Origin of the sequence: Myxococcus sp. CA023 (assembly GCF_010998615.1) — a bacterium.
GTDB lineage: Bacteria > Myxococcota > Myxococcia > Myxococcales > Myxococcaceae > Myxococcus.
The window spans coordinates 1-19332 of sequence record NZ_JAAEAH010000120.1 but is presented as its reverse complement, the minus strand read 5'-3'; the positions used below and the strand labels follow the sequence as shown (position 1 = coordinate 19332).

Below are 19332 nucleotides of genomic sequence, written 5' to 3'. Positions count from 1 at the left end.
AATCCACACGCGTAAGATCGTCGGCAGCGTCAGATGTGTATAAGAGACAGGTGGTGGGGGAGAGTGGCTGCGGGAAGAGCACTCTGGGGCGCGCGGTGCTGCGGCTGGTGGAGCCCACGGCGGGCTCCGTTCATTTCGACGGGCAGGAACTCACCGGACTGTCCCAGCGACAGCTGCGGCCACTGCGCCAGCGGATGCAGTTCGTCTTCCAGGACCCGTATGCCTCGCTCAATCCCCGGATGACGGTCCGGGAGATTCTGGAGGAGCCCTTCGCCATCCACGGACTGGCCCGAGGGCCGGGGGAGCGGGAGCGCGAGGTGGCGGAGTTGGTGGACGCCATGGGGCTGCCGCGCGAGGCACTGGCGCGTTACCCCCATGAATTCTCCGGCGGGCAGCGGCAGCGCATTGGCATCGCGCGAGCGCTGGCGCTGCGGCCCGACCTGGTGGTGGCCGACGAGCCCATCAGCGCGCTGGACGTGTCCGTGCAGGCGCAAATCGTCAACCTCCTGGTGGACCTGCAACAGGCGCGGGGCCTCACCTACGTCTTCATCGCCCACGACCTGAACATCGTCGAGTACGTGTCCACCCGGGTGGCCGTCATGTACCTGGGCCGCATCGTGGAGCTGGCCCCGGCCGCGTCGCTGTACCGTCAGCCGCGCCACCCGTACACCCAGGCGCTGCTGTCCGCGGTGCCCGTCCCGGACCCGGGCCACGCCCGGACGCGCCTGCTGGTGCCGGGCGAGCCGCCATCACCCCTGGCTCCGCCCCCCGGTTGCACCTTCCATCCGCGCTGTCCTCATGCCATGGAGCGGTGCCGGCGCGAGTCGCCCCCGTCCTATGCGCTGGGCGGTGGCCACTTCGCCGCGTGTTTCCTGGCGGAGGCCGATGCGCGCGAGGCCCCGGCCGCAGCCCCTTCTGGAGGAAGTCCCGGTGTTCTGGCTCAGCCATCATCATCCGGATGAGTACAACCGCACCTTCCTGTTCGGCGGCGTGCGCGTGTGCGCGCGCTGCCTGGGGACCTATCCGGTGCTGCTGGCCGTGATGGTGGGCTTGTTCGCCGTGCGCGCCCCGCTGCGGTGGGCGCTGGACGTGCCCGTCGTCCTGGCGCTCACCGTTCCCGCGCTGGCGGACTGGGCGGTGGGCCGCTTCCGGCCGGCGTCGGGAAGCAACGCGGTGCGCACCCTGACGGGCGTGCTGCTGGGGGCGGCGCTCGGCCGCTCCCTGTATGTGCACCTGCAGCAGCCACTGCCGGCGGTGCTCCTGGCGCAAGGCGCGCTCGTGACAGCGGTGGCCGTCCCTGTCATTCTCGCCACTTACCAGAGACCTCGCCGGGGATAGACCCTGGCGGCCCGTCGCACGTTAACTGTGCACGGGTGGCGGAGTGGGCCGGGTGAGGGTGGCTCCAAGGAGAGTTGGGGGAGTGTTGGGACCGGAAACCTCAGACGAGCGGCTGATGCTCGCCTTCCAGGCGGGGGACGCGCGCGCGTTCGAGACGCTGGTGCGCAAGCACCGGACGCCGGTGTTCAACTTCATCCTCCGCTTCACGGGGCACCGGGCACGGGCGGAGGACGTGCTGCAGGAGACGTGGCTGAAGGTGGTTCGGAGCGCCGGCGACTACACGCCCAAGGCGAAGTTCACGACCTGGCTCTACACGATTGCGAGGAACCTCTGCGTGGACAGCGCGCGCAAAGAGAGCTACCGCCAGGCGTCTTCCCTGGAGGCACCCGCCCCGGGAGCGGAGCGGGACGAGTCACGCCCCCTGGGGGAAGGCCTGCCGGACGCGGGGGCCAGCCCGGAACGCGGTGCCTACAACGCCCGGTTGCGTCCCCTGTTGGAGCGAGCCCTGGCGACGCTCCCGGACGAGCAGCGTGAGGTCTTCACCCTGCGCGAGTACAGCGGCATCCCCTTCAAGGACATCGCGGAGGTGACGGGAGTGTCCGAGAACACGGTGAAGAGCCGCATGCGCTACGCGCTCGACGGGCTTCGCCGCCGGCTGGCGGAGATGGGCGTCGACGGCGACCTCGCCGAGGACGGAAGGACGGTGGTGGGATGAAGCCGCAGAATCCACATGCGCAGGAGGACCGGCTGCTCGACTTCGCCTATGGCGAACTGCCGGTGCCCGAGGCCCGCCTCGTGGAAGCCCACCTGGAGAGCTGCGCCCGCTGCACCCAGGCCCTGGACGACATTCGCGGGGTGCGCGCCACCATGTCCCAGCTGTCGGTGGAGCCCGCTCCGGACGCGGGGCTGGAGTCGCTGATGGCCTATGCCCAGCAGGCCGCGCGCCGCGCCGCCGCGGGCCCCGCGCCGAAGCCGTCCCGCTGGCGCCGGTGGTTGTTGCCCGTGGTGGGCCTGGCCTCCGTGAGCACCTTTGGCCTTCTGACGCTCGAGGCCCGGTCGCCCGAACTCACGCGGCCTGACTTGAGCGCGGCGAAGGTCGAGGTCGCGAAGGAAGAACTGGTGGCCCCTCCGTCCGCCGATGGTTTCGCGCCGGCCGCGGCCGCTCCGGCCCCCGCGGCGGCGGTGACGATGCCCGCCGAGGCGGAAGCGGTGGGTTACGCCGCCCGGGAAATGGCCGCGCCGAAGAAGTCGAAGGGGACCGAGAACTCACGGGAGCAGCGTCTGCTCGCGGAGGACTGGGCCAACGCTGGTAGTGGCGGCGGGCTCGACACGCGGATGCGGCGTGAAAGCGAGAGCAAGGCGAAGCGTGGGCCGCCCGCCGCTGCTCGCGTACCCAAGGCCGACATGCGGGCCGCGCTGGAGCCCGCGCCCATGGCGCAGGAAGGGGCGCCGTCGTCGCTGGACGAGGAGTCCAAGGTCGCGAGCGAATCCATGGACTTGCAGACACCGCCGGCGGACTCGGACGACGCCTTCGCGGGTCTGTCGGAGCGGCGCGTCGCGGACTCGCAGGCACCTCGGTCCGTCCCCCCGCGCGACTCGCTGCGCCTGGGATCCAAGTCGCCAGTGGCACGGGGCGCTGCCTACGACGACGAGCTGGCCGCGTCGGAATCCAAGGGCACCCTGGGAGGCGCCGCCGCCCCGGCCAAGGCCGAGCTTCAGCGCCCACCGCCGGCACCGGCCTCGAAGAAAGCCGCACCCACCGCCGCGCCGCCACCGCCCTCCATGGAGCGCCCCACCGTCGCGGAGCTGTCGCGCCAGGCGCGGGCGGCGTTCGACGCGGGGGAGGGCGTCCGGGCGGCTGGGCTGATCCGCTCGGCCCTGGCCTCGGGGGCGACTGGACAGGAGCGCTGGATGCTTCTGAACCAACTGTGCGAGTTTGAGTTCGCTCTGGGTAGGCGTGCCGAAGGACTCCAGGCTTGTAACCTCGTGATACAAGAAGCGCCGGCCTCGGATGCCGCCAGATCGGCGCGCCGGCGGGTGGCTCGCGAGTCATCGGCGAACGAGATGCCCGCTAAACCTGCGAAATAGCGGGTGTATTTTCTCATCAAATGGGAGGAGAACGTAGGCGTAAGTCTGTCCATTTGACCGATGCGCTTCTGACCCCTGTCCACGGATAATGGTTTCATGGGACAGGAAGCACAGGAACCGCGGGCGCAGGGGGCGTCTCGCCGGCAGTCGGGTCAAGCCGCGGTGGAAGCGGCGATGATCATGCCGCTCGCCGTCTTCATGACGCTGGGGATCATCCAGCTCACGATGATGCAACACGCGAAGCTGATGACGGAGTACGCCGCCTACCAGGCCGCGCGTGCCGGCATCGTGTGGAACGGCAACAACGAGCGCATGCATGACGCGGCCATCGTGGCGTTGCTTCCCACCATGGGGCGTACCGACGACATCGTCGAGTTGGGGAAGACGTTCGTCCTCCACCAGCTCTACGACTCCGGCATGCGCATGCTGAACTTCGGTGGCGGCCGCGTTCCCCGGACGGTGAACGGCTCCAACCTGTTCGGCGTCATCCGCGTGGACACCATCAGTCCCGCGTACTTCACGCCCATCGATTCGATGTGGAAGCTGCGCACCGGCTACAACTGGCAGGAGCTGGACTTCGACGGCGCGGACTCCTTCCCGGAGGTGCCCTCGCTGGAGAACCACATCCGAAAGTTCTTCAACCTGCCGGAGCCTGACGACGCGGAGCTGGTGTTCCGCAAGTCCACGCGACTGACCATCCGCCTGCGCTACTGGTACCAGCTGCGCGTACCGTTCGCGAACTCCATCATCTTCTACTCGTGGTTCGCCTCGAACGCGGGCATGGCGCTGCGAGGCGCCATTGACCGCGGCACCGTGGACCCGCGCGCGAACATGATGAACCGGCGTGGCAACCTCAACCCGTTGCTCGCCGGCGCCCGCGGTATCGAGCATGAGATGGGGTACGACTCCGTCTATCCGCTCGAGATGACCGTTCTCTGGATGCTGGCCAACGGCAGCATCCCGATCGTTTCCAACCTGGCTGGCAAGCGGTACTTCATGCCGCTGACGGCCACGTACAGCATGCGCATGCAGTCCAACTTCCACCGCAAGTGGATCATGCACCTGAACCCCGACTGGGGTCTGTAAGAGGAAGAGGACTCCCGACCCATGTTCACCCGGACCCTCCGACAGAGTTTCCGCCGCCAGGAAGGCCAGGCCTTGGTGCTGGCCGCCCTGATGGTGTTGATCATGTCCATCGCCGTGTTGACCACGGTCAACATCGGCCACACGGTGCATGAACGCATCCGCCTGCAGAACACGGCGGACTCCGCGTCGTACTCCATGGCCGCCATGGAGGCGCGCGCGTTCAACTTCTACGCGTACGCCAACCGCACGCAGGTGTCGCACTACGTGTCGGCGATGATGTGGCAGTCGCTGCTGTCACTCATCTATTCCGCCGAGGCGTTCCTCACGGACATCTACGGCTTCATGCGCACGTTGAATCCATGCGCGGGCAAGACGAGCAACCTCTTTTGGAAGATCGCCTGTCCCATCCTGGAAAATGTCATTCCGTACGTGAGCGCGGTCATCAAGGCCATTGGCCGGATCATGACCGCGTACCGGAACTATTTCCTCAGACCCATCCAACAGGTCATCACACGACTGAATCCGGACCGGATCATCGGTGAGTGGATCATCCCCGCGCACCGGGTGATGAACGGCGTGATGTACTTCGCGTCGCAGGCGGTGATGATGTCCGCGTCCACGCACGTGACGCAGACCACGCAGACGGTCATCGACGACAACGACAGCAACATCTCCTCGCTGGCCAGCCAGTTGGCGACGGGCCTCTACAGCCAGTGTCTCTTCAGCCAGGCGCACAGCCCGCACGCGGGTGGCAAGCCGCTGGCGCCGAACACGTGGAAGAACCCGTTCGGCGCGCTGGACGTGACGAAGAAGGACGCCAACGACCCCATCGCCCGCGCCAAGCGCTCCATGGGTGGCATCACGAACGCCACGCGCTACGCCTGTGACGCCAACGGCGGTGCGTGCCCCCAGGGCTTCATCACCAGCCGCCGCATGGGTGACCTGCTGCCGCTGCCGGACATGCTCAGCTTCATGCGGGACTTCTTCAACGGCGGCGTGGACATCCCGGGCATCTTCGAGTTCGGCAAGATCGGCCAGACGCGCATGCTCTCCACGGGCTTCCCCAACGCCAACGCGATTCGCGCCGGCCGCGGTCCCGGCCAGGAAGGCCGCAACTACATCCGCGACTGGAACGACAACCTCCATCCCTGGGGCATGACGGCACAGGGTGACAACATCGGTTCGGACGACCCGTACTGGCTCAAGTTCGGCCCGCCGGAGATCGACGTGGGCGTGGGCAAGGCGGACAACCCGGTGTCGTGCACCAAGAACGACGACTACTGGAAGTGCTTCGGCGACAACCGCAAGGGCAAGGGGAACAACAACACCACCAAGCTGCCGTACAAGCACATGACGAAGACGAGCATCTGGGCGCTCAACGACACCGACAGCGGTCGTCACCGGGGCGGCATGCACTGGCGCGTTAACTACCCGAACAACCCGGAGCGCTGGTCCGGCCACATGCGGCCGGGTGGCCCCGAGCGCGACGTGGGGCTGCACCGCTCGAAAATCTGCGTGCTGGAGCTCGCGTTCGTGTGCTGGGCCCGTACGGACGTCTTCGCGGCCAACGTGCGGCCGGTGCAGGACGGCCACCACCGCTGGGGCGGCCTGACGCCGTTCATGCACTTCGAGCCTGGCCAGCTCGGTTCGGTGTGCAACCCCACCGCCAACGCGTCCATGAACGACGCATCCAAGCGCCAGGCGGACTTCAACCAGCCCACCGCCTGGGTGGCGCTGAACAAGGATCCGGAGCAGGTCGTGAACCGGGACAACAAGGACGGCACCGGCACCAACGCGCCCGCCCTGTTGAACCAGGACGGCAAGGTGAAGTTCGCCTTCACGCCGGACACGGACGGCCTGGAGATGCTGAACAACCGGAAGAAGTTCCTGGGCCTGGTCGAAGGCCTCAACGTCATCTCCCGCGGTCAGACCTACTACCACCGTCCCGGCAACTGGGCGGAGCAGCCCAACTTCTTCAACCCCTACTGGCGCCCGCGTCTGGCGTCCGTGTTCCAGGGCCGCAACTCGCTGCCGAGGATTGGTGAGATGATGGATGCGCTGCCCGGACCGCTTCAGGGCATTGCCCCGAAGATCATGACGCACTGAGGACTGCCATGCGTGCCCGTCTCCAAATGCGCTCGCGCTCAAGAGGTGCCGCCACGGTCGAGTTCGCGCTCTCCGTGCCGCTCCTCGTGATGATTCTGATGTTCAGCATGTACCTCACGGAGTTGGTGAGGGCGAAGCTCAAGCTCCAGGAGGCGGCGCGCTACGCCGTTTGGGAGATGACGAGCTACGCGCTCTCCGACTTCGCGAACGGGAAGCACGATGACGCCTTCGAGGACGCTCGCCGGGAGGCCCACGAGGAGTTCGTCGAGCGCTTCAAGGACATGGACTCGGTGGAGCCCAACGGCACCGGCGGCAATTTCATTGCCCGCTACACGGACGTGACGGCGACCATCACCAACAAGGAGATCGCGCTTCTCGAGAGCGGGATGCTCAGCCGCCCGAGTACCAGCGAAGGAGGCGGCCTGGCGGGCGCCATCCTCAGCCCGTTGAACAACGGCATGGGATGGGTTTTGAACCAGTGGGGCTTCAACAACAAGGGCTGGGTCGAATCCGAAGTCGAGATGAACTACGAGAACGTCATCCTGCCGACGCGGTACCTCGACAAGAGCGGTGGCAACGGCGGCTTCTTCAAAGAGAACATGATGGGCGGGCGCGACCTGGGCAGCCTGCGGCTCAAGTCGAAGTACTCCATGTACGCCAACGGCTGGCACATGCCGGACGGTGGTGACGCCATCGTCCGTGGCCGCCGCGCCGGTCAGCACACCGGTGGTTCCCTCAGCCAGCCCCACGGCCTCTACCGCCAGGTGGACCGGATGGTGTTTCTGGGCTTCGCCTCCACGCTGGACAGCCTGGGCATCGGCGCCATCCTGGACGTGGTCGCCTCGGTGCTCCCCAACTTCCTGGGGACGTTCGTGGTGTCGCGCAACTACGGCGTGGGCGCCTCGCAGAAGGGCGACTGCACCGGTCTCGCCCAGTATGATGCGAAGGCCAGCAGCGGCCTCCACGTCATGCACAAGCGCAGCTTCGAGCTGACCGACCATGAGCGGCCCAACTGCTTCGACACCGCGCCGTTCCGCGACGAGATGACGTACGCGAACAGCAACTACATCAGGGTCTTCAACGCGCGTGGCGAGTTCTACATGGGGTGCAAGCGGGCCATGGCGGATGACCCGACCGACCCGGATGCCCGCCCGGAGGCCACGGAGAATGACGAGCAAGACCTCAAGATTCCCTGCGAGTAGGGTGGGGGCCGTCCGGACGGCGCTCCTGTTCGCGTTGCTGGCCTCCGCGCCAGCAGCCGCGGAGCAGGAGCTGCCCATCTATCCGGGCACCATCCACACGCGCATCGGCAACGACCTGGTCATTGGCGGGGAGTACTACCGCCTGGCGTACTTCACGACGCCGGACTCCATGGAGAAGGTGGCGGCCTACTTCGCCCGGAAGTGGCAGGAAGAGGGCTACCCCACCGTGGTGGAGGGGGACATGCAGGACGAGGGCGTGGTGTCGGCGCTCTACACCCGCGAGGGGCTCCAGCGCGGCGTCGTGCTGCGCAAGCACCTGGGCAAGACGTTGGGCTTCACCGTCCTGCGGGACTTGTGGGTGCGTCCGCCGAAGAAGCCGGCGCCCGGGCTGGTGGCGCTGGAAGGCGCGCTCTACAGCCAGGACCTGGCCACGCGGGATGACCCGGGTGGCTCGCAGAGCCGCACCACGCTGGTGACGGGCGAGCTGACGAAGGTGCAGCAGCAGGTGAACGCGGAGCTGGAGCGCCGCGGCTACGCGCCCGTGCGCCAGTCCGCGCTCAAGATGGGCGGCGGCACGCAGCTGACCATGGAGCACGCCCGCAAGGGGGAGCAGGTGGTGACGACGCTGTCGCCCGCGGAGGAGGGAGTCACCGCGGTGGTCCAGATGTGGATTGGCTCGGACCGCCCGGATGCGGTGCCCAACGACGATGCCGTGCGCCAGAGCCGCGAGGCCTACGAGCGGGACCAGGCCCAGAAGAAGGAGGGAGCGAAGTGAGGGCCCTGCTCGTGGTGGCGGCAGTGGTGCTGGCGTTTCCGGTCCGCGTGGAGGCGAATCCCGCGCGGGAGCTGGTGCAGCACATGTCCCGCGGCGCCCGTCCGGCCCGGCTGGGCGACTGGGTGACGTACCGCTTCAACGGAGGCGGCCTGCGCGTCTACTACTGGCGCCTGGCGGTGGTGGGTGAGGAGAAGGACAAGGAGGGCCGGGACGCGGTGTGGGTGGAGATGGAGGCGGGTACCCATCCGGCCATGAAGTCGCCGCTCGCGCAGATGCGCATGCTGGTGGCCCGGGAGGGCGATGAGATTCGCTATGACGCCATCTCCCGCCTCTACATCGGCACGGGCTTCGGCCAGCCCCAGGAGTATTCGGACGAGGCGCTCCAGCACGTGCTCAAGCAGCAGGAGGCGGACGCGAAGAAGGCCCAGGCCGCACCGCCGGAGAAGCAAGCGCCGCTGCCCAAGGGCGTGAAGCCCACGACGCGCTCGGGCAAGGAGTCCCGGTTGATGACGCTGGCAGGCACCGTGGCCGCCGTCCCCGTCGAAGTCGTCCTGAAGAACACCGTCATCAAGCGGATGTGGCTCAGCCGTGAGATTCCGCTGCTGAACCTGGCCAAGATAGAGATTCCCGGCATCGGTCACGCCATGGAAGTGGCGGAGTACGGAATCGACGCCAAACCCCGCATGCGCATCCCCGCTCCAGACGCACCGAAGATCAAGCTGGAGTACGCGGATGCTATACTCGATGACCTGCCCGGCGACGCGGATGACGGGCACGGACACGACACCTCTGAGGACACGCCGTGAACCACCCGAAGACGCTGCGTTCCCGCGCCCGTAACCGTCGCGGGCAGGCCATGCTGGAGTACTCGCTCCTGAACTGGATTCTCGTCGTCGCGCTCATCATTGGCGCGTCGGTGAAGGTCCGTTGGTCGGAGGACCGGCAGTCCAACGTCATCGACCTGTTCATGGAGGCGTACCAGATTTATTACGACTCCTTCTACTTCGTGCTGAACCTGCCGTTCCCGTGACGGCAAGCAGTGAGGTGGGGCAGCCGTCCCCGCTGGGGCTGCGGCTGGTGCACGCCGTCTTGTTCATCGCCTTCGCCGTGGGCGTGGGCGTGGCGTCCGTGCCCGAGTGGACGCACCTGACGCAGGCCTTGAGTCAGCCCTTCCACGCGGGCGCGGTGCCGCGCTGGCTGGTGCTGGTCGGCTCGTTGCTGGCGGTGGTGGGCACGGCACGCCTGGGCTGGGAGCTGGTGCGAGGCCGGTCCGCGCCGTTGTGGGCCTCCGGCGTCATCCTCCTCGGAGTCATGGCCACGCTCGCCGGCGGTCGTCCGCAAGGGCTGGAGCAGTCCCGCTCCGACGTGGCGGCCAACCTGGAGCTGCTCCGCGTGGCCCGGCGCGTCCACCTGCTGATGGTGCACGAGCTCCAGTCACATGGAGAGACGCCTCAGTCGCAGGACGCGTGGCGCGCCGCGCTCCAGAGGTCCGGCGCCAGCGAGGTACGGGTGTACACGCGCGCCTTCCTCCCCGTTCATCCCCAGGTCGCCTGGCTGCCCTCCGAGAGCGCGGTGCCGGACCCGCTCGTGCCAGGGCAGCTCGCGGTGCACGTGACGCCGGATGGCGTGGGCTTCTCGGTGCGGCTGGTGGGGCTCCACCAGGGCCAGCCGGCGCTCCTCAAGGATGACCAGGGGGCAACGCTGGTGCTGCGAGGCCTGTACAACCCGGACCTTCCGCCGCCCGCGCAACCCGTGATTCCGCCCACTCCCTGACACCTCGCGCGCGCTGCAAGGTTGCGGGTGCCTTGAGACTCGGCCAGTCTCACCAGACCTCATGACGCGGCGGTCCCGGCCGGTGGGGCGTCCTGGATTGAGGGAAGGAGCGCGCAATGGCGCAGGCGGCATGGAAGTGGATGGTTGTCGCGGCGGCGGTCGGGGCAGGGGTAGTGGCATGCGACGGCGGTGGCGGAAACAATCCGCCGCCCTCCCATGGGCTCGACGCGGGCGTGAATGTCTTCCGCCCCGGCCTGGGCGAGGACGACGGCGCGCCGCAGGGCACGCCCTTTTCCCTCCCCGAGGGTGTCAGCTTCGCCGGCACCCTTCGCGGCGCCGCCGAGGTCTCCGGCGAGTGCGAAAACGCCCGTGTGAAGTCACAGGGCTCGGGCGCCTTGGTCCGCGTCTGCGTGCCCCTCCGCAACGACACCGGGGCGCCTGTCGAGGTGGAGTTCCCCCCGGGGCTCGTCGTCGTGTCCACCTCCGAGGGACGCGGCCAGAACGGGCTGCTCATCGAGCGCACCATCCTCGTCGTTCCACCCACTCCCCCGGGGCCCGGCGGGCGGGACGATGCCGGTACCCCGGACGGCGGGGTGGAGGAGAACGTCTACATCGTTCCTCTCTACATGTACTGCCTGAACGAGGAGCGGGACCCCTCCAACGAATTCATGACCTACGCGGTCGGCCCCGTCACGTCGGATGACGCGCTGCAGGAACTGCTGCGGCTCCTCGAGGGGAAGGTCATCGACAGCTCCGAGGACGTGGGCGTGGTGCAGAACGCCCTCTACAGCATCACCGAGGGCCGCGGCCTGACGACACCGGACCGCGACGCCATCAACGACCTCTGACGCGGCACGATGTCAGGTCCCGGATTGCGCGCGATACAGAGCTGTCGCGAGAGGTGGTTTTGACACCCGGTGTATCGCACGGCTAACATCGCGCGCCATTCGCTGATTGCACTGCACTGTATTCAAACACCTGCTCTGGACTCCACTTCGGACTCCATCATCGCCGCCGAACGGCTCCCCCCCGTTCTGGAGGTTTCTGAACCATGCTGAAGGGCAAGACTCCGCTCGTCGTCGCGCTTGTGCTGGGCCTGCTGGCCGGCGTCATCGCGTATTCCGCCATCAAGAAGAAGGAGGCGGATGTCCGCCGCGGATGGAACCTGGTGCCCGTCGTCGTGGCGGCGCAGGACGTCCCTGAAGGCACGGTCATCACCTTCGAGATGATCTCCCAGCGCTCCGTGCCGGAGCAGTTCGTGACGTCCTCCGTGGTGCGTCCGGACTCCGCGTCCTACATCGTGAACCAGAAGGTGCTGGTCGCGCTGCAGGCGGGTGATCCGCTGCTGTGGAGCCAGTTCGAGACGACCAAGGCCGCCGAGCGGCTGTCGTCGAAGGTGCAGAAGAAGGCGCGCGCCCTCACCATCGAGGCGAAGCACACCACGTCGGTGGGCGGCTGGATTCGCCCCAATGACCACGTGGACGTGATTGGCACCTTCCGCGACCCGCAGACGGACGAGAACGTCGCCGTGACGCTGCTTCAGAACGTCATCGTGGTGGCCACGGGCAAGATCACCGGTACCACCAACGTGAACCTCATCCCGGAGAACCAGCGCGAGTACAACAACATCTCGCTGATGGTGCTGCCGGAAGAGGCCGAAATCCTGGTGCTCGCGGTGGAGCTCGGCCAGCTGACGCTCAGCCTCCGCAACGAGGACGACGTGGACCTCATCGAGGAGCGTGGCCGCGCGACCATCAGCACGCTGCTGTCGGGTGAGCGCACCCGCGTGCTGGAGCAGAAGCGCCGCGAAATCATCCAAATCATCAAGGGCGGTGCCGAGCGGGCCGCGGGCGCTGGCGCGCCGTGATGGCGTGCGTCGTCCACCCTCGCTCTTAGGGAAGCGCGCACATGCTTGCTGGAATCGTCCTCCTCCTCGTCACCGGCTCGGTCTTCTTCTTCAGCCTGGTGATCTTCAGCGTCCTGTCGAAGGCGTATGAGCAGTACCAGGAGCGCTACGTCGCCAAGTCGATGAACGACTTGAGCGACATGTTCCTCTTCATCGATCCACGCCAGATGTTGATCCTCAACATCGCGTGCATGTGCTTGTTGGGGATCCTGTCGTACATCATCTTCAACCCCATCATGGCGGTGGTGGCCACGGTGTTCGGCTTCTTCCTGCCGATGCTGATGGTCAAGCACTACCGGAAGCGGCGCATCAAGAAGTTCAACGTGCAGCTGGTGGACGCGCTGCAGGCCATGGCCAACGCCTTCAAGGCCGGTCTCACGTTCCCCCAGGCCATCGAGCACGTGGCGCGCGAGGCGATGCCGCCGCTGTCGCAGGAGTTCGGGCTCTTCGTGAAGGAAGTGAAGCTGGGTGTGCCGCTGGAGGAGGCGCTCATCAACATGGGCCGCCGCGTGGGCAGTGACGACCTGGAGCTGGTCGTCGTGTCCACGAACATCGCCCGTCAGCTCGGCGGCAACATGGCCGAGATGTTCGAGACGATCTCCACGGTGATCCGCGAGCGCTTCCGTCTGGAGGGCAAGATCGACGCGCTCACCTCGCAGGGAAAGCTGCAGGGGTGGATCGTCGCGGCGATGCCCGGTGTGCTCGGCATGGTGCTCAACTACATGCGGCCCGACCTGATGGAGCCGATGATGGACCACATCTTCGGTTGGATCCTCGTGATCATCATCGCCATCATGGAAGTGATGGGCATCCTCATCATCCGGCGCATCGTCAACATCGATATCTGAGAGGTGCACCGTGGACGATGTCCTGACGCCAATGTTGATCGGCAGCGCGGCGCTCCTCTTCGCGGGCGCCGTGGGCTTCCTGGGCCTGGGGCTGTACCAGACGATGCTGGAGCGCTTCCTGTCGGAGGTCCGTGACGAGTCCACGGGCGGCATGAAGGGCTTCGGCTCGGTGGCCATCCGCCGCCTGGGCGCGATGAACCGCCGCTTCATGTGGCCCGGTTACGAGGCCAAGGCGCGCCGCAACCTCATCAAGGCGGGCGAGCCGCAGGCATACAAGCCCGAGGACATCATGGCGCTGCAGGAAGTCAGCGCGGTGGTGGGCCTCATCATGGGCCTCATCCTGCTCAACGGCTTCGGCGTGAGCCTGGTGTGGGCGCCGCTGTTCCTGCTCTTCGGCATGTACTACCCGCTGATGTGGCTGAACGACCAGGTGAAGAAGCGCCACCTGCTCATCAGCCGCGCGCTGCCCTACAGCCTGGACCTGCTGACGCTGTCGGTGGAAGCCGGCCTGGACTTCACCGCGGCACTGGCCAAGGTGGTGGAGAAGGGCAAGGCGGGGCCGCTGCGCGAGGAGCTGCAGCTGGTGCTCAAGCAGCTGAAGATGGGCAAGACGCGTGAAGAGGGCCTCAAGAGCATGATTGTCCGCGTGGACCTGCCGCCGCTGACCACCTTCGTCACCGCGCTCATCCAGGCGGACAAGATGGGGACCAGCTTGGGCAAGGTGCTGCGCATCCAGTCCACGCAGATGCGCATCGACCGCACCCAGCGCGCGGAGAAGCTGGCCGGCGAGGCGCCGGTGAAGATGCTCTTCCCGCTCATCGCGTGCATCTTCCCCACGGTGTTCATGGTGCTGTTCGGGCCCATCGTGTTCCAGTTCATGTTCGGAAACGTCGCGGGGTAGCGCCCCGTGCCCATCCTCCTGACCATCACGCAGGGGCTCCAGCAGGGACGGGAGCTCACCTTCGAGGCGGCCGAGGTCAACATCGGCCGCACCTCGGAGAACGACCTGGTGCTGCACGACCACGGCGTGTCGCGCAGGCACGCGCGCATCGTGCTCCGCGACGACAAGTACTTCGTCGCGGACATGGGCAGCTCGAATGGCACCGTGCTCAACGGCGGGCTGCTGTCGGGTGAGCAGCAGCTGCGGGATGGGGACAAGATTGGCGTGGGCCCCGTCGAGTTCACCTTCGTCTGGGTGCCGCCGGAGGGGGACGAGGACGCCACGCGGCCCATCCGCCGGGGCGACCCCGTCCCGCCGCTGGACCCGGACGCCACCCGTCCCATCCGTCTCAACGACCCCATTCCCGCCGAGAGCGGCATCGTGCTGCCGGAGGGCCATCCCACCGCGCAGCAGCCCGCGGTGGTGCCGGTGCGTCCGGGCACCGCCGCCGTGGCGAAGGCCGAGCCCGGGGCGGGGCAGACGGCGGCGGAGCGCGCACGCCGTCGCCGGGAGCTCGCGGGCAGTCAGGCGGGCAGGTTGCTCCTGTGGTGGGGGCAGCTGTCGAAGCCGGCGCGTCTGGGCGTGGGCGCGGTCGGAGGTGGCCTGGTGCTGGCGCTGGTGGGCGTGCTGGCCGTCTTCTTCATGCCCAAGGGCGAAGGCCGGGCGTCCGGCGTGGAGCCGGAGGACCTGGACTTCGAGGTGATTTCAGACTCGTTCGGGGTGGGCGAGGGCGTGACGTGGGAGAACCCGGACCACAAGTCGTTCGCCTTCCAGTTCGTCACTCCGACGCGGGCGGTGGCCGTGGTCCACTACATGGCCAGTGGCATCTCCAAGGAAGAGGTGGCGCTGGTCGTCAACGGCGTGGACGTGGGCTGGGTGCCGCCGGACGTGAACGCGGTGACGGAGCGCGGGCTGGAGCAGATTCTCCCGCCCTCCGCGCTGAAGCGGGGCGAGCTCAACTCCATCGTCTTCGACAACGTCCGCAACCCGCCGGGGCGGGATACCTGGCGTGTGTGGAACCTGCGCCTGGAAATCATCCCGGTGCCGGAGTTGCCGCAAGATGAGCTCTTGGCCAAGGCGCGTCAGTACGTGGCCACGGGCGCCCGTTTCTATGAGTCGCGCGACGTCGGCGCGGAGAACCTCTTCAAGGCGTGGCAGCAGTACCGCTTCGCTTGGGTGACGCTGGAGGCTCTGGACACCAAGCCTGACATCTATCAGGACGTGCGTTTCCAACTCGGCCAGATGGCAACCGAGCTGGACCACAAGTGCAGCCAGCTGATGCTCGATTTCCAACGCAGCGTACAGTACCGGAATGCGCGGACGGCTCGGGCCGCGTTGCAGGAAATGGGTCGACGCTTCCCTACGGCCGAGCATCGCTGCCACAATCTAGGTTTGCAGTTGGCTTACGAGCACGAGCTGTAGGCGCGTGCTCACTTCGACAGGAAGTCGGTGATTCGCATGTCCAACGGTTCCCCTCCGGCACGCCGCCGGCCCCCTGCTGGGGCGCCCTCGGGTGGGACCGGGTCCCGTCCCGCCGTGCGCAGGACGTCCGCCCGGCCCGCGCCTTCCCCCGTCTCCGCCGCAGCCCGGCTCATTTGCATCGCTGGCCCCAAGGATGGTGAGGAGTTTGCCCTGTCCGAGGAGGAGTACGTCATCGGTCGAGCGACCGATAACGCCATCTGCATCCCGGACACCTCCGTGTCCCGCAAGCACGTCATGGTGCGGAAGTCGGGAGCGGGCTGGGCGGTGAGCGACCTGGGCTCCGGCAACGGAACGCTCGTCAACGGCGATGTCATCAGCGACGAGACGCCGCTGGCCAACGGTGATGTCATCACGCTGGGCGACACGGAGCTGCGCTTCGAGGACGTGGCCAACTCCACGATGATGGTCGGCGCGCCGGCCCCCGGTCCGCGTCCTCGTCCGGCGGCCTCTGGCAGCCGCGGCGCGGTGCCGCCCCGTCCGGGGCCTCGCGTCGAAGGTGGCCGCGTGCGCAGTGCGCGCGCGACGGCGGCCACGGCGCCCACCCCCGAGGAGCTGAAGAAGAAGAAGCTCATCAAGCTGGGGGTGGCGGGCGCGGTGGTGGTGCTGTTCGCGGGCCTGGGCGTGGTGCGGATGAACGTCCAGAAGCAGCAGGCGGTCGCCGCGGAAGAAGCCCGTCAGGGCAAGAACCACCGGGAGCGGCTGGGCAGCCTGTTCCAGGACGCCAAGAACCTGGTGCGCGAGGGCAAGTGGGTCGAAGCGAAGGCGAAGCTGGAGGAGCTCCAGTCCGAGGCCCCGGAGTACCCGGGCGTGGCGGACTACCTCGGGCACGCCGCGCGCGAGATTCCCGTCCAGGAGAAGCTGACGGCGGCCAAGGAGGCCCTGGCGAAGAAGGAGCTGGGCAAGGCCGGTACGCTGCTGGCCAGCGCGGGTGAGAGCCAGTTCCTCTACGAGCAGGTGAACGCGACGAAGCGCGCGCTGTCGGAGTCCGCGGACACGCGCACGCGCGAGGCGCGCAAGCTGCTGGATGAGAATCAGCTCGACATGGCCAAGGCCATCACCGGCGACATCCTGGTGGCCTTCCCGGAGCACCGCGACGCCAAGCTCATCAACGAGCAGGCGGCGCAGGCCATCATCGTCCGTGACACGCCCAGGCCCGTGGTCCAGGGGCCGGCTCCCAAGCCGTGGGAGCCCGCCGTTGACCGCTTCCGCGACGGTGACATGTCCGGCGCGGTGGCCATCCTCAACGCGTGCATGGCGCGCACGCCGCAGTGCAAGAAGGTGCTCGGGCAGGTGACGGAGTTCGGCAACCTCTACAAGCGGCTGGAGGACCTGGACGCCCGGGGCCTGTCGAAGCTGATGTCGCTGGACAAGGACATCACCGGCGGCCGTCCCAGCAAGATGGCGCGCAACGCGGGCACGCGGGCGGCCACCATCTTCTACAAGGGCGCCACCGCGGCGAAGGCGGCGGGGCAGTGGGGCCGCGCCATGGACTACTCGCGCAAGGCGCTGCAGGCGGACCCCGGACACGCGGGCGCCGCCAACATCATCAGTGAGTTGAAGGCGAAGGCGAAGGACGTCTACCTCCAGGCCTACTCCCTGAAGGACGGGAGCCCCGACGAGGCCCTGCCCAAGTTCAAGGACGTGGTGGCGATGACGCCTCCGGATGACGAGTACCACGAGAAGGCGAAGACCTGGGTCGAGAAGCTGTCCCGATGACCCGGCGCAAGGTGGGAGGCGGCACGCTGCCGCCAGTGGGCCAGCAGGGTGACCTGTTTGGCAGTGGCGCCTCCACCCCCCGTGCGGCTGGCGCGGCGCGGAAGGCCGCGGCGCCGCCGAAGCCTCCACCGCCTCCGGTGGACGAGGACGGCACCTCGCTGCTGGGGCCAATGGAAGGCGCGCCGCCTCCGCCGCCCAAGCCCGAGCGCGTGGTGCTGTCGGTGGGCGAGCTGACCCGCCAGCTCAAGCAGACCCTGGAGTCGCGCTTCGCCCGCGTCATCGTGCGCGGCGAGGTGACGGGCTTCCGCGGGCCCAACGCGCGCGGCCACTGGTACTTCTCGCTGAAGGACGCGGGCGCGGCCATCGACGCGAAGGTGTGGGCCTCCATGGCGGCCCGGCTGCGCTTCGCGCTGCGCGACGGCATGGAGGTGATTGCCGAAGGCAGCGTGGACCTGTACGAGCCGCAGGGCCGCTACAGCCTCATCGTCCAGCGGCTGGAGCCGGTGGGCGAGGGCGCGCTGGCGCTGGCCTTCGAGCAGCTCAAGGAGCGGCTGGCCCAGGAGGGGCTCATTGGCCCCGGGCGCGTGCGGCCTCCCAGGCCGTTGCCCTCCCTGCCTCGGCGGATTGGCGTGGTGACGAGCCGCACGGGTGCGGCGCTCCAGGACTTCCTGCGCGTGCTGCATTCGCGCAACCCACGGCAGAGCGTCCTGGTGGCGGACGCGCGCGTGCAGGGCGAAGGCTCCGCCGTGGAGGTGGCTCGCGCCATCGAGCGGCTGGCGCGCACGGACGTGGATGTCATCGTGGTGACGCGGGGTGGTGGCTCGGTGGAGGACCTCTGGACCTTCAACGAGGAGCGGGTGGCGCGCGCCATCTTCGCCTCGCCGGTACCGGTGGTGTCCGCCATTGGCCACGAAATCGACTTCACCATCTCCGACTTCGTGGCGGACCTGCGCGCGCCCACACCCAGCGCCGCGGCGGAGCGCCTGGCGCCGGTGCTGGCCGACCTGGAGCTGACGCTGGCCACGCAGGCGGGCCGTCTGCGGCGTGCCATGGAGCGCCGGGTGTTGGAGCTGCGCGAGGAGCAGGGGCAGCTCGCGTCGCGGCTGGAGGACCCTCGGCGGGCCATCAACCACCAGCGGCTGCACCTGTCCGAGCAGGTGGAGTCGATGATGCGCGTGCTGCGGCCGGCCGTGCGAGGACACCGCGAGGAGCTTCGGTCGCTGACCGAAAGGCTGCAGCGGGCGCGTCCCCAGGCACGGCTGGGTGAGCAGCGGGCGCACCTGCTGAAGCTGGCCATGCGGCTGTCGGAGGCGGTGCGCGCAGGTGTGGCGACGCGGCACGGGGCGCTGGCGACGGCACGGCTGGGGCTCGAGAGGGCGTCACCGGCGGCCCAGGTGGCCCGCGAGCGCGCCCGGCTGGCCGCTCACCGGGCGCGGCTGCTGGCGCTCCAGCAGGGGGCCCTGGCGGATGCACAGAAGCGTTTCCAGCGTCTAGAGGGACGTCTGGACGCCATGAGTCCGTTGAAGGTGATGTCACGCGGTTATTCGGTGGTGTTCCGACAGCGCGATGGCGCGGTGGTCCGCACGGGCGCGGATGTCCAGGTGGGAGAGCGCCTGGGGCTGAAGCTCGCGTCGAACGGGGCGAAGTCGCTCGGGGGATGTGAAGAAATCGAAGCCACCGTCACGGCGGTGAAAGGGCCGGTGGACTGCTGACGGGCCACCCTCTAGAGTCCCGCGCCCCATACGGGGAGGTGGATGGAAGTGGCGAAGTCGGACAAGGCGCCCAAGGCGGACAAGGTGGCGGAGGCCGAGGTCCCCGAGCAGTACGGGGACGTGGTCTCCCGGCTCGAGGAGACGGTGGGCCGACTGGAGAGCGGCAATCTCTCCCTGGAGGACTCGCTCAAGGCCTTCGAGGAGGGCATCCGGCTGGTGCGCCGGGGTGAGAAGCTGCTCACCGAGGCGGAGCAGCGCATCGAACAGCTCCTGCTGGACGAGGACGGAAACGACGTGGTGGCGCCCCTGTCGGTCGCCGCGCGTCCGGCGGCACCCGCGCCCGCGGCCCCTCGGGCCCTG

Annotated in this window: 18 protein-coding genes; all 18 read left to right on the top strand. The window is 68.0% G+C overall.

Translation table 11 applies throughout. The annotated features are described in order from the left end of the window. Positions 1-930 precede the first annotated feature (930 nt). Complete coding sequence (locus F8M74_RS35065) at positions 931-1338, top strand: DUF2085 domain-containing protein (RefSeq protein WP_141257989.1); 408 nt, start codon at positions 931-933, stop codon at positions 1336-1338. 82 nt (positions 1339-1420) lie between these two features. Further along, a complete protein-coding gene (locus tag F8M74_RS35060; RefSeq protein WP_171410505.1) occupies positions 1421-2053 on the top strand; it encodes an RNA polymerase sigma factor in 633 nt (210 codons plus the stop codon). Continuing rightward, positions 2050-3426 carry an anti-sigma factor gene (locus tag F8M74_RS35055; protein ID WP_141257987.1) on the top strand — a complete coding sequence of 459 codons (1377 nt, stop codon included), beginning with the start codon at positions 2050-2052 and terminating at the stop codon, positions 3424-3426. Before F8M74_RS35060 ends, F8M74_RS35055 begins: the two co-directional genes overlap by 4 nt. A 96-nt stretch (positions 3427-3522) precedes the next feature. Then, positions 3523-4512, top strand: coding sequence for a TadE/TadG family type IV pilus assembly protein (locus F8M74_RS35050; protein WP_141257986.1), 990 nt, complete (start codon positions 3523-3525; stop codon positions 4510-4512). A 21-nt stretch (positions 4513-4533) separates the two neighbouring features. Then, positions 4534-6618 (top strand): Tad domain-containing protein, encoded by a 2085-nt coding sequence (locus tag F8M74_RS35045; RefSeq protein WP_141257985.1) that lies wholly within the window; start codon positions 4534-4536, stop codon positions 6616-6618. A gap of 8 nt (positions 6619-6626) precedes the next feature. Beyond that, positions 6627-7820, top strand: a complete 1194-nt coding sequence (locus F8M74_RS35040; RefSeq protein ID WP_141257984.1) for a TadE/TadG family type IV pilus assembly protein — start codon at positions 6627-6629, stop codon at positions 7818-7820. A gap of 1 nt (position 7821) precedes the next feature. After that, positions 7822-8595, top strand: coding sequence for a hypothetical protein (locus F8M74_RS35035; protein ID WP_141257983.1), 774 nt, complete (start codon positions 7822-7824; stop codon positions 8593-8595). Beyond that, positions 8592-9401: a hypothetical protein gene (locus tag F8M74_RS35030; protein ID WP_141257982.1), complete on the top strand. Its 810-nt coding sequence runs from the start codon at positions 8592-8594 to the stop codon at positions 9399-9401. The genes F8M74_RS35035 and F8M74_RS35030 overlap by 4 nt, the downstream gene beginning before the upstream one ends. Then, positions 9398-9625, top strand: coding sequence for a hypothetical protein (locus F8M74_RS35025; RefSeq protein ID WP_011554647.1), 228 nt, complete (start codon positions 9398-9400; stop codon positions 9623-9625). Before F8M74_RS35030 ends, F8M74_RS35025 begins: the two co-directional genes overlap by 4 nt. Beyond that, positions 9622-10368 (top strand): hypothetical protein, encoded by a 747-nt coding sequence (locus tag F8M74_RS35020; RefSeq protein WP_141257981.1) that lies wholly within the window; start codon positions 9622-9624, stop codon positions 10366-10368. Before F8M74_RS35025 ends, F8M74_RS35020 begins: the two co-directional genes overlap by 4 nt. Before the next feature lie 116 nt (positions 10369-10484). After that, a complete protein-coding gene (locus tag F8M74_RS35015; RefSeq protein WP_141257980.1) occupies positions 10485-11216 on the top strand; it encodes a hypothetical protein in 732 nt (243 codons plus the stop codon). A 203-nt stretch (positions 11217-11419) separates the two neighbouring features. Further along, on the top strand, positions 11420-12235 hold the full coding sequence (gene cpaB / locus F8M74_RS35010; protein ID WP_011554644.1) for a Flp pilus assembly protein CpaB: 816 nt from the start codon (positions 11420-11422) through the stop codon (positions 12233-12235). 41 nt (positions 12236-12276) lie between these two features. Next, positions 12277-13122: a type II secretion system F family protein gene (locus tag F8M74_RS35005; RefSeq protein ID WP_090494277.1), complete on the top strand. Its 846-nt coding sequence runs from the start codon at positions 12277-12279 to the stop codon at positions 13120-13122. Between the two features lie 10 nt (positions 13123-13132). After that, positions 13133-14023: a type II secretion system F family protein gene (locus F8M74_RS35000; protein ID WP_141257979.1), complete on the top strand. Its 891-nt coding sequence runs from the start codon at positions 13133-13135 to the stop codon at positions 14021-14023. 6 nt (positions 14024-14029) lie between these two features. Further along, entirely contained in the window at positions 14030-15484 is a 1455-nt protein-coding gene (locus F8M74_RS34995) for an FHA domain-containing protein (RefSeq protein WP_141257978.1), read from the top strand. Between the two features lie 27 nt (positions 15485-15511). Then, entirely contained in the window at positions 15512-17260 is a 1749-nt protein-coding gene (locus tag F8M74_RS34990; protein WP_141257977.1) for an FHA domain-containing protein, read from the top strand. Further along, positions 17257-18972 carry an exodeoxyribonuclease VII large subunit gene (xseA, locus tag F8M74_RS34985; RefSeq protein ID WP_141257976.1) on the top strand — a complete coding sequence of 572 codons (1716 nt, stop codon included), beginning with the start codon at positions 17257-17259 and terminating at the stop codon, positions 18970-18972. Before F8M74_RS34990 ends, xseA begins: the two co-directional genes overlap by 4 nt. 42 nt (positions 18973-19014) lie before the next feature. Beyond that, positions 19015-19332 (top strand): exodeoxyribonuclease VII small subunit (gene xseB / locus F8M74_RS34980; protein ID WP_163884706.1); only part of this gene is annotated, 318 nt, incomplete at its 3' end.

Excerpts from the sequence above, each read along its gene's own strand:
- cpaB (WP_011554644.1), top strand. The coding sequence starts at position 11,420 with ATGCTGAAGGGCAAGACTCCGCTCGTCGTCGCGCTTGTGCTGGGCCTG.
- F8M74_RS35015 (WP_141257980.1), top strand. The coding sequence starts at position 10,485 with ATGGCGCAGGCGGCATGGAAGTGGATGGTTGTCGCGGCGGCGGTCGGG.
- F8M74_RS35055 (WP_141257987.1), top strand. The coding sequence starts at position 2,050 with ATGAAGCCGCAGAATCCACATGCGCAGGAGGACCGGCTGCTCGACTTC.
- F8M74_RS35040 (WP_141257984.1), top strand. The coding sequence starts at position 6,627 with ATGCGTGCCCGTCTCCAAATGCGCTCGCGCTCAAGAGGTGCCGCCACG.
- xseA (WP_141257976.1), top strand. The coding sequence starts at position 17,257 with ATGACCCGGCGCAAGGTGGGAGGCGGCACGCTGCCGCCAGTGGGCCAG.
- F8M74_RS35005 (WP_090494277.1), top strand. The coding sequence starts at position 12,277 with ATGCTTGCTGGAATCGTCCTCCTCCTCGTCACCGGCTCGGTCTTCTTC.
- F8M74_RS35045 (WP_141257985.1), top strand. The coding sequence starts at position 4,534 with ATGTTCACCCGGACCCTCCGACAGAGTTTCCGCCGCCAGGAAGGCCAG.
- F8M74_RS35050 (WP_141257986.1), top strand. The coding sequence starts at position 3,523 with ATGGGACAGGAAGCACAGGAACCGCGGGCGCAGGGGGCGTCTCGCCGG.